This is a genomic window from Rhodanobacter sp. PCA2 (assembly GCF_013620825.1).
In the GTDB taxonomy this organism is placed as follows: Bacteria; Pseudomonadota; Gammaproteobacteria; order Xanthomonadales; family Rhodanobacteraceae; genus Rhodanobacter_A.
This window is the reverse complement of the sequence record NZ_NJIC01000014.1, coordinates 1-10,253: the sequence shown is the minus strand read 5'-3', so window position 1 is coordinate 10,253 and position 10,253 is coordinate 1. Positions and strand designations below refer to the sequence as shown.

General features: G+C 68.9%; 10 protein-coding genes. 3 read left to right on the top strand and 7 right to left on the bottom strand.

The window, feature by feature from the left end:
• The 5 genes from leuS to PCA_RS05400 all read right to left on the bottom strand — a co-directional run.
• Positions 1–2,585, bottom strand: a 2,585-nt coding sequence (leuS, locus tag PCA_RS05420) for a leucine--tRNA ligase (protein ID WP_255436682.1), incomplete at its 3' end; no start/stop codon positions are given.
• A 100-nt stretch (positions 2,586–2,685) separates the two neighbouring features.
• A complete protein-coding gene (locus tag PCA_RS05415) occupies positions 2,686–3,300 on the bottom strand; it encodes a PqiC family protein (RefSeq protein WP_181301579.1) in 615 nt (204 codons plus the stop codon).
• Positions 3,297–4,991 (bottom strand): MlaD family protein, encoded by a 1,695-nt coding sequence (locus tag PCA_RS05410; protein WP_181301578.1) that lies wholly within the window; start codon positions 4,989–4,991, stop codon positions 3,297–3,299. Before PCA_RS05410 ends, PCA_RS05415 begins: the two co-directional genes overlap by 4 nt.
• Positions 4,984–5,622 (bottom strand): paraquat-inducible protein A, encoded by a 639-nt coding sequence (locus PCA_RS05405; protein ID WP_181301577.1) that lies wholly within the window; start codon positions 5,620–5,622, stop codon positions 4,984–4,986. Before PCA_RS05405 ends, PCA_RS05410 begins: the two co-directional genes overlap by 8 nt.
• Positions 5,619–6,272: a paraquat-inducible protein A gene (locus tag PCA_RS05400; protein WP_181301576.1), complete on the bottom strand. Its 654-nt coding sequence runs from the start codon at positions 6,270–6,272 to the stop codon at positions 5,619–5,621. Before PCA_RS05400 ends, PCA_RS05405 begins: the two co-directional genes overlap by 4 nt.
• Before the next feature lie 150 nt (positions 6,273–6,422).
• On the opposite strand from PCA_RS05400, the gene trxA reads away from it, so the two are divergent.
• Positions 6,423–7,286, top strand: coding sequence for a thioredoxin (gene trxA / locus PCA_RS05395; RefSeq protein ID WP_181301575.1), 864 nt, complete (start codon positions 6,423–6,425; stop codon positions 7,284–7,286).
• Entirely contained in the window at positions 7,286–7,738 is a 453-nt protein-coding gene (locus tag PCA_RS05390) for a DUF4442 domain-containing protein (RefSeq protein ID WP_181301574.1), read from the top strand. The genes trxA and PCA_RS05390 overlap by 1 nt, the downstream gene beginning before the upstream one ends.
• A gap of 315 nt (positions 7,739–8,053) precedes the next feature.
• On the opposite strand, the gene PCA_RS05385 is transcribed toward PCA_RS05390, so the two are convergent.
• Both PCA_RS05385 and PCA_RS05380 read right to left on the bottom strand, forming a co-directional pair.
• Positions 8,054–8,719 (bottom strand): hypothetical protein, encoded by a 666-nt coding sequence (locus PCA_RS05385; RefSeq protein WP_181301573.1) that lies wholly within the window; start codon positions 8,717–8,719, stop codon positions 8,054–8,056.
• Positions 8,720–8,721: 2 nt separating this feature from the next.
• Positions 8,722–9,243 carry a sigma-70 family RNA polymerase sigma factor gene (locus tag PCA_RS05380; RefSeq protein ID WP_181301572.1) on the bottom strand — a complete coding sequence of 174 codons (522 nt, stop codon included), beginning with the start codon at positions 9,241–9,243 and terminating at the stop codon, positions 8,722–8,724.
• A 154-nt stretch (positions 9,244–9,397) separates the two neighbouring features.
• Between PCA_RS05380 and PCA_RS05375 the strand changes: the two genes are divergently transcribed.
• Positions 9,398–10,060 (top strand): DUF502 domain-containing protein, encoded by a 663-nt coding sequence (locus PCA_RS05375; protein WP_181301571.1) that lies wholly within the window; start codon positions 9,398–9,400, stop codon positions 10,058–10,060.
• Positions 10,061–10,253 lie beyond the last annotated feature (193 nt).

Genomic DNA, 10,253 nt, shown 5'->3' with positions numbered 1-10,253 from the left:
TCCTGCGCCGCCAGTTGCACGAAACCATCCAGAAGGTGGGCAACGATTTCGGCCAGCGCCTCGGCCTCTTCCTTGCCGGCGTTCGCGGGCACCTCGATGGTGCCGCGCAGCTTGCCGTTGACCTGCACCGCCAGCGTGAGGCTGTCGCGCACCAGCGCGCTTTCGTCCACGACCGGCCAGCGCTGGTCTTCAAGCACGGTTTCGGCGTGGCCCAGCACCTGCCACAGGTGGTGGCTGACGTGCGGCACCACCGGGTTCAGCAGCAGCACCATGGTTTCCAGCGCCTCGTGGCGCACGGCGCGGCCCTGCTCGCTCATGTCGGTGAAGCGGTTCACCGCGTTGAGCAGTTCCATCAGCGCGGCGATGGCGGTGTTGAAGGAGTGGCGCTGGCCGAAATCGTTGCCCACCTTCTGGATGGTTTCGTGCAACTGGCGGCGCAGGACTTTCTGCCCGGCGTCGAGTTGCGCGGGATCGACCACCGGATGATCCGGCTGCGCCGCGTGCGTCACTACCTCGCGCCAGAAGCGGCGCAGGAAACGCGCCATGCCTTCCACGCCGGCCTCGTTCCACTCCAGCGACTGTTCCGGCGGCGCGGCGAACATGGAGAACAGGCGCACCGTGTCGGCGCCGTACTTGCCCACCATGGCCTGCGGGTCGACGCCGTTGTTCTTGGACTTCGACATCTTCTCGATGCCGCCGATCTTCACCGGCTGGCCGTCGGCCTTCAGCACCGCGCCGACCACGCGCGCCTTGTCGTCGCGCTGGATTTCCACGTCGGCGGGATTGATCCAGTCCTTCGAGCCGTCGGCGTTGTCGCGGTGGAAGGTCTCGGCGATCACCATGCCCTGGCACAGCAGGTTGGTGGCGGGCTCGTCCGAGCTCACCATGCCGGCGTCGCGCATCAGCTTGTGATAGAAGCGGAAGTACAGCAGGTGCAGGATCGCGTGCTCGATGCCGCCGATGTACTGGTCCACCGGCAGCCAGTAGTTGGCGCGTTCGTCCACCTGCGCCTGGGCGCCCGGCGAGGTGTAGCGCGCGTAGTACCAGCTCGACTCCATGAAGGTGTCGAAGGTGTCGGTTTCGCGCTCGGCGGGGCCGCCGCACTGCGGGCAGGTGGTCTTGCGCCATTCGGGATCGGCCTTGATCGGCGACTGCACGCCGCTGAAGGCCACGTCCTCGGGCAGCACCACCGGAAGCTGGTCCTCCGGCACCGGCACCGCATCGCACTTCGGGCAGTAGATGACGGGAATCGGGCAGCCCCAGTAGCGCTGGCGGCTGACGCCCCAGTCGCGCAGGCGCCAGTTCACGCGGCGCTGGCCCTTGCTTTCCGCTTCGAGCTTCGCGGCGAGGTGGTCGAAGGCTTCGCGGTAATTCTTGCCGTCCAGCTCGCCGGAGTGGACCACGCGCATGTCGGCGCGGGTCTTGTCGCCGTACCACTCCTGCCAGTTGGCGGGATCGTAAGCCTCGTCGCCCGCGGCGATCACCTGCCTGATCGGCAGGCCGTACTTGTGCGCGAACTCGAAGTCGCGTGCGTCGTGGCCCGGCACCGCCATCACCGCGCCGGTGCCGTAGCCCATCAGCACGAAGTTGGCGACCCACACCGGCACCTTGTCGCCGGTGACCGGGTGGATGGCGAACAGGCCGGTGGCCATGCCGCGCTTTTCCTGCGTTTCCAGCTCGGCCTCGGAGACGCCGCCGTGCTTCAGCTCATCGAGGAAGGCCGCCAGCTGCGGGTTGCCCTGCGCAGCCTTCAGCGCCAGCGGGTGTTCGCCCGCGATGGAGACGAAGGTGACGCCCATCAGGGTGTCGGGGCGCGTGGTGAAGACGGTGAGCGGCTCGCCCTCGCCTTCCACCGCGAAATGGATTTCCAGGCCCTCGCTGCGGCCGATCCAGTTGCGCTGCATGGTCTTCACGGCGTCGGGCCAGCCGGGCAGCGTGTCCAGGCCGTCAAGCAGTTCCTGCGCGTAGTCGGTGATGCGCAGGAACCACTGCGGGATCTCGCGCTTCTCCACCGGCGCGCCGGAACGCCAGCCGCGGCCGTCCACCACCTGCTCGTTGGCGAGCACGGTCTGGTCCACCGGGTCCCAGTTCACCACGCTGTTCTTGCGGTAGGCCAGGCCTTTTTTCATCAGCCGGGTGAACATCAACTGTTCCCAGCGGTAGTACTCCGGGCGGCAGGTGGCGAACTCGCGGCTCCAGTCGATCGCGTAGCCCAGCGACTGCAGCTGGCTGCGCATGTGCTCGATGTTGGCGTAGGTCCACTTGGCCGGCGCGGTCCGGTTCTTGATCGCGGCGTTCTCGGCAGGCAGGCCGAACGCGTCCCAGCCCATGGGCTGCAGTACGTTCCGACCCTGCATGCGCTGGTAGCGGCTGATCACGTCGCCGATGGTGTAGTTGCGCACGTGGCCCATGTGCAGCGCACCCGACGGATACGGCAGCATCGAGAGGCAGTAGAACTTCGGCCGCGCGGGATCTTCCTTGACCTCGTAGGCGTGCTGCGCGCTCCAGTACTGCTGGGCGGCGGCTTCCACCGCCTGCGGCTGATAGTCCTGCTCGGTCTTGCTGGTGTCGTGGATGTCTTGCATGGTTCCGTTGCCGTGGTCTTTGCGGGCAGCGCGGCGCGGGGCGCGGGCTGCCGGGAGAACGGGTCAGATTAGCAGAATGCCCGCCTCACCCGGCCGGCGCTCAGTCCGCCGGACAGCCGGGAGACTGCCCCGCCTCGTAACGGCGCGCCGTGTCGGCGATGCGCCCGGCGAGCGCGGCCAGCGCCTGCTGGTGACCGGCCACCAGCGCGTCGTAGCCCGCGGCCACCGGTTCGCTGATCCGGCTGCTGCAGGCCAGCGCATCCTGGCCGCCGGAGCCGCCCACCAGGCGCAAGCTCCAGGCCGCGTCGATCAGGGCGTGGCTGGCGGGCACCGATTCGAAGCGGCGCACGGTCAGCGTGACGCGCAGGCGCGGCTGGCCGTTGCCGGGCAGGCCGCTCATGTCGGGCACGCCCAGCGCCCGGGCCAGGTCGGCCGCCAGCGCACCGCGGATCTCGTCGCCCAGCGGCGCGATCCAGCGCTGGCCATCCAGCGGCAGCATGCCCTGGCCGCCTTCGCGCACCACCAGTTGCGGCACGTCGACCTGGGCCGGCACGCTCACCGGCAGCAGTTCGAACGGATACGGCGCCGGCGTCGCCGCAGTGGCCTGGCTGCCCGCCGGCACGGCGAGGGTGTAGTAGTGCAGCGGCGCGGAAGCGCAGCCGGCGAGACCCAGCGCGAGCACGCCGGCGAGGGTCCGGTGACGCAGGCGGCTCATGGCTGGCTCCTGTGCGCGGGGGTGGCGGGGGCGGCGGCCGGCTTCGGCGCGGCCGGCACCGGATCGGCCTGGCGGCCGCGCAGCAGGGACTCCGGATGCACGCCGAGGTAATCGGTGAGCACGCGCAGCGAGCGCATCGTGCGCTGCACCTCCTGCAGCGTGACGCCCAGGTTCTGCTGCACCGGCGAATCGCTGGACAGCGTGTCGTTCGCCGTGCCCAGCGTCTTGCGGGTGTCGCGCATGGTTTCGTCCAGCGACGGCAGCGTCTTGCCGTTCACCTGCTTGAGCGTGGCGTCCAGGCTGGCCAGCGAGTCGTTGAGGTGGTTGCCGATCTGGTCGAACGGGATCTTGTCGAGCTTGCCGACGATGCTGGCCATCTGCTCCTGCAGCTTGTCGAAGCTGCCCGGCGCGGTGGGAATCTCCAGCGGCCGCAGGTCCGGGTCGTAGCGCACCTTCGCCGCATGCGGCAGGAAGTCCATGGCGATGTAGAGCTGGCCGGTGAGCAGGTTGCCGGTGCGCGCCTGGGCACGCAGGCCATGCTCGACCAGCTTGCCGACCATGTGCGAGATGTCGGCGTTGTCGCCGCGCTGCTTCGCCAGCGCCACCAGCTTGTCGTGCGCCTGCCCCAGCCGGTCGGGATAGACGATGGCGCCGACGACCAGCGGGAAGCGCTGGGTCTTCTCGTCGTAGTCCATGCGGATGGACACGACCTTGCCGAAGTTCACCCCGAGGAATTCCACCGGCGCGCCCACCGCCAGCCCGCGCAGGGACTGGTCGAAGCGCATGCGGATGTAATGCGGCTCGCCGTCCGGCGGCGCCATCGCGGTCGTCACGTCGTTGAACAGCCGGAAACTGGCGCCGTCGGCCGCGGCCGTGGTGTCGTGCGGCCCGGGCGGGTCCTGGAACGCCACGCCGCCGGCCAGCACGGTGGCCAGCGACTGCGTGTTGAGCTTGAGCCCGTTCGCGCCCAGCGACACGTCCACGCCGCTGGCGTTCCAGAAGCGCGTGGCGGTGCCCACGAAGCGGTCGTAGGGGCTGTCGATGAACACCTGCAGCGACACGCCCTGGCCGTCCTTGTCCAGCTGGTAGGACACCACCTGCCCCACCTGGATGCGGCGGAAGTAGACCGCCGAACCGATGTCCAGCGAGCCCAGGTCGTCGGCGTGCAGGGTGTAGCTCTTGCCCGGTTCGCCGTGCGTCACCGCGGGCGGATTCTCCAGGCCCTTGAACTCGTCCTCCGGCTCGCTGGAATCGCCGGTGTCGGCGCCGATGTAGGCGCCGGAGAACAGCGTGTCCACGCCGGAGACGCCGCCCAGGCCGATGCGCGGGCGCACCACCCAGTAGCGCGTGCCCCTGGTGGCGAACGCCTTCGCGCTCTTGTCCAGCGCCACCTTCACCAGCACGTGGCTGCGGTCGCCGCTGAGACGGATCTTGTCCACCTTGCCGATCACCACGTCCTTGTACTTCACCGGCGTCTTGCCCTCGGCCAGGCCTTGCGCGCTCTGGAACGTGATCGTGATGCCCGGGCCGGCCTGCAGCCAGCTGTTCACCACCAGCGACACGCCGACGACCGCCGCGAGGATCGGCACCAGCCAGATCAGCGAGGCGTTCGTGCGCCGCTTGCGCACCACCGTGCGCGGCAGCTCGCCGCCACCCATCGGCTGCGGCGCGCCGGATTTCTCGTCAGTCATCTGAATCTTCCTTGCCGTCCCAGATCAGCCGGGGATCGAAACACATCGAGGCGAACATGGTCAGCACCACGGTGAGGCCGAAGTACACCACGCCCGGCAAGGGTTCCACCAGACTGAAGTAGCCGAAGCGCACCAGCGCGGTGAGCAGCGCCACCACGAACACGTCCAGCATCGACCAGTAGCCGATCAGCTCCACCAGCCGGTACAGCTTCGCGCGCTGCCGGCGCGCCCAGCCGCTGCCGCGGCGGCAGCTGATCAGCAGCGTGCCCAGCGCCAGGAATTTCAGCATCGGCACCATGATGCTGGCGCAGAACACGATCACCGCCAGGCCGGGCGAACCCTTCACCCACAGCTCCACCACGCCGCTGAGGATGGTGTTGTCGTCGATGTCGCCCAGGCTGGCCGTGCGCATGATGGGCAACACGTTGGCGGGGATGTACATCAGGAACGCCGCAATCAGCAGCGCCCAGGTGCGCGCGTAGGCCGCCGGCTTGCGTCGGTGCAGGGTCGAGCCGCAGCGCGGACAGGACTGCACGCCGTCGCCTTCCTCGTCGCCGGCCGCCCGGCAGACCTGGCCGCAGACGTGGCAGCCGATCAGGCCCAGCGCGTCCGCGCGAGGCAGCGCGTTCACGGCGCCGCCTCCACATTCTCTTCACGCGTCTCGTCCCACAGCCGGGTGAGGTCCATGCCGGCGAACAGCGTGATCAGCAGCATCAGCGCGGCATACGCGTAGATGCCCGGATCGGGGATCACGTCGAAGTACAGGTGCGCCTTCACGATGGACACCAGCGCGCCCAGCACGAACACCTCGCTCATGGTCCACGGCCCGAGGTGGTGCAGGCCCACCATCAGCGTGCGGAAACCCGGCGCCCGCCGGCCGCTGCGCGCGTACAGCAGCAGCCAGCCCAGGATCAGGGTCTTGGCCAGCGGGAACACGAACAGCGTGGCCGCCGCCAGCACCGCCACCACCTGCGAGTGGTCGAACCACATCAGGCGGATCATGTCCCACAGCGTGGCGGCCACGTACTGGCCATTCAGGCCCAGCGTCACGATGGGCCACAGCGTGGCCTGCGCGAACACCACCAGTGCGGTCAGCACCAGCGCCAGCGTCGCGTCCGTGGACATGCCGCGGCAGCGCTCCAGCACCGCGCCGCAGCGCGCGCACTCGGCCACCTCGCCCTTCGCCAGCGGGCGGCGGCTGTGCACGGTGTCGCACTGCTCGCAGATCAGCAGCGCAGGCGTGGCCGCGGCGGCGGCGATATCCCGGGAGGACGCTTCCATCGGTGGATTCTCGCAAATTCCGCCGGCTGGCGGCTGAAGCGCCATCAGCCGGTGCCAGTCCCTTGATATGCTCGGCTGCGCCCCGATCTGCATCAGCGATGCGCCGGCCGTGCCCGGCGCGCCCCCACTCCCCAGCTGCCGGAATCCCCCGTGACCGATACCGCCCTCGACCACGTCTTCGACGTCACCGAACAGAACTTCGAAGCCGAGGTGATCAACGCCTCGCTGGATATTCCGGTGCTGGTGGACTTCTGGGCCACCTGGTGCGGCCCGTGCAAGACGCTGGGCCCGCTGCTGGAGCAGCTCGCCGCGGAGTACAAGGGCGCGTTCCGCCTCGGCAAGGTGGACGTGGACAAGAACCAGCAGCTCGCCGCGATGTTCGGCATCCGTAGCGTGCCCACCGTGGTGCTGGTGAAGGACGGCCAGATCGCCGACGGCTTCGCCGGCGCGCTGCCGCTGGGCGAGTTGCGCGAATTCCTGGCGCGCCACGTGCAGCCGCTGGAAGGTGGCGTGGCCGAAGAAGCCGTCGAGGCGCCGGCCGAGACGCCGGAAGCGGCGATCGATCGCCTGCAGCAGGCCATCGCCGCCGAGCCCGACCAGGCCGAGCTGAAGCTCGACCTCGCCGTGGCGCTGGCCCAGGCCGGCCGCAGCGACGACGCCGCCACCGAGCTCGACGCCCTGCCCGCCAACCTCGCCACCGACGCGCGCGCCGTGCGCCTGCGCCACCAGCTCGACCTGGCGCGCAGCCTCAAGGACGCGCCCACGCAGGCCGAGCTCGAACAGCGCGTGCAGGCCAACCCCGCCGACTGGCAGGCGCGCGACCTGCTCGGCGTGCGCATGCTGCTGGGCAACGACCCCGCCGCCGGCCTGGAACAATTCATCGCCATCCTGGAGAAGGCCCGCGACTGGAACGACGGCGCCGGCAGGAAGCGCCTGCTCGCCGCCTTCGCCACGCTGGACGACGCCGAGCTGGTCGGCCGCTACCGCCGCCGCATGGCCTCGCTGCTGTTCTGATGAAGGCCTCCACCTTCCGGCGCCTGCTCAACCTGTGGCCGCCGTTCCTGGTCAACGCCATCCGCGTGCAATCGCTGGGCGACGACTACGGTGAGGCGAAAGTGGTGCTGCGCCTGCGCCCGTGGAACCGCAACTACGTGCGCAGCCAGTTCGGCGGCAACCTGTTCGCGATGACCGATCCGTTCTGGATGTTGCTGGTCATGCACCGGCTGGGCAACGACTACTACGTGTGGGACAAGGCCGGCAGCATCGAATTCGTGGCGCCCGGCCGCGAGGACGTCTACGCCCACTTCCGCCTGGACGACGCCACCATCGACGAACTGCGCAACGCGGCGGCCGGCGGCGACAAGGTGCTGCGCTGGTTCGACACCGACGTCGTCACCGCCTCCGGCGAGGTCGTCGCCCGCGTGCGCAAGCAGATCTACGTGCGGCTGAAGCCGCAGGCCCGCTGAAGCGGCGCTTCACCGGCACTCCGGCGAACCCGATCGTCATTCCGGCGCAGGCCGGAATCCAGTGCCTTCACGGCCGGCTTGTCGCGAAAATCCAAACATCCGATGCCTGGATTCCGGCCTGCGCCGGAATGACGGATGCGTGCATTCGCGTTCGAAACATGCGATCTCACCCGATGTGCGATTGAAGCTTCGGGCTCGCCGAGGCGTCGCCTCGCCGTCATTCCGGCGCAGGCCGGAATCCAGTGCCTTCGCCACTGGCTTGTCGCGGAAATCACACACCCGGACTCAGGCCTTCGCCGGAAAGACGCGGCGCGTCTACTGGCGCTCGAAGCGCGCGATCTCATCCAGTTGCCGCGAGGCACGCGCCAGGCTGCAGCCGCTCATGTCGTCGATCATGCGCTGCAGCCACGGCGAACGGACCGGGCGGTTGACCAGGCGACGCGCCAGCCACAGGCTGAAGGCAATGCCGACCACACCGACCGCCATGTTTGCCCAGATCCACACGGATGACCCGGCAAACACGTCCACGCCGGACCACCAGGTCAGCGCCACCAGCGGCAAGATCAGCCACAGGAACCACCATGGCAAACCCAGCGCCAGCGTGCTGATCATGCGGAAGCGACGCAACTGCGCCAGCCGCCGCTGCAGCACCAGCACCGGCGCATCGAACAGGTAGATGCGGCTGAGCAGGATCAGCTGGGTCACGCTCGACCAGATGCCGGCAATACCGTAGGCGTGCAGCAGCAGGCCGATCACCAGCAGATGCGTGACGTGGCGATGATCCACCCAGAACGAGGCCACCCACGCCACGAAGGCCACCCAGCAGGCAATCTCGACCGCCCATCCCGCCAGGCTCCAGCGCATCGTCGTGCGCAGCTTGTCCAGCCGCCGCTCGCGGAAGTCCTCGCGCAGCAGCGCCTCCATGCCGTCCTGGCGCAGGTCCATGCGTGCCCATGCCTGCTTCATCTCATCGAGTTCCATGGTCATGCTCCCGTGGTGGTCGCGGCGGTCATCCGGCCGCGCAACGTCTGCTTGATGCGGTTGATCTTGGTGGCCACGTTGGTGGTGCTGATGCCGAGCACTTCGGCGATCTCGGCGTAGTTGCGGTCTTCCAGGTACAGCAGGATCAGCGCGCGGTTGAGCCCGTCCAGCTCGGCGATGAAGGCGTGCAGCGCGTCGATGCGCTCGTCGCGCTCGGCGACGGGCTCGCCAGCGATGGTTTCGAGGTGCGCTTCGTCCAGCGGTTCGAAGCGCCCGTCCCCGCCGCTCTCGCGCCGCAGCTGCGAGATCGCCACGTTCAAGGCGATGCGATACAGCCAGGTGCTGAACTTCGCCTTGTCCGGGTCGAACGAGGCGAAGGAGCGCCACAGCTGCGCGCCGATCTCCTGCGCCAGGTCCAGCCGCTCCTCGGCGCCGCGCGCGTAGACGCCGGCCACCTTGAGCACGATGCCCCGGTGCTCTCGCCACAGCGTCTCGAAGCGTTGCTGGTCTGCCTTGCCGCCCATGTCCGTCCGCGCATTCCGTCGTTGCCAGCATGATTCGCGCGCGCGCGGAAAAAGTCACAGCGCCTTGCCGCCATGCCCCAACGTACGCGGGGGCATGTACGCGCGGCCCGGCGTCGTTCCCTACAATGGGCTGCCTTTTCCCGCGCGTGCCGCCATGCCTCCCCTGCGACTCAAACGCTATCTGATCACCGGCCTGCTCACCTTCCTGCCGCTGTGGGTGACCGTGCTGGTGTTCAAGTTCGTGCTGGGGCTGCTGGCCGGCATCGGCGCGCCGCTGGTGGCGGCGCTGGTGGAGGCGCTGGCGCTCGCGGCGCCGCATGCGGCGGAGACGCTCAACCAGCGCTGGCTGGTGTTCATCGTGGCGCTGCTGATCACCCTGCTGGCGCTGTACCTGCTGGGCTGGCTGGCGAACCGGGTGATCGGCCAGCGCCTGATCGAGACGTTCGACGGCGTGCTGCAGCGCATCCCGCTGGTGCAGACCATCTACGGTGGCACCAAGAAACTGATGGCGGTGCTGCAGAACAAGCCCGGCGGCACGCAGCGCGTGGTGCTGGTGGATTTCCCCCGCCCGGGCATGAAGGTGGTGGGTTTCGTCACCCGCACCCTGGTCGAGGAAGGCACCGGGCGCGAGATGGCGGCGGTATACATCCCCACCACGCCCAACCCCACCGGCGGCTACCTCGAACTGGTGCCCATGAGCGAGCTCACGCCCACCGACTGGACGATGGACCAGGCGATGGCGTTCATCATCTCCGGCGGCGCGGTGTCGCCCGACAGCCTGCCCCCGCCACGTCCGTTGCCCGAACAGCCCCTGTAGGTCCACCCCGCTTGCCCCATCCCCCCTGACCTTTGACACTGTGCCGACCATGACGATCGGCCTAGCGTGAGCGGTCATGGCCGGACGGGGGGTGCCCGAAACCGGCCAGCATGCGCACAACGCCGCCCCGGCGGCTCCATCACATTCCATGAGAGGGAAATCCATGACCCAGCAGTATCTGAAGCCCCTGGCG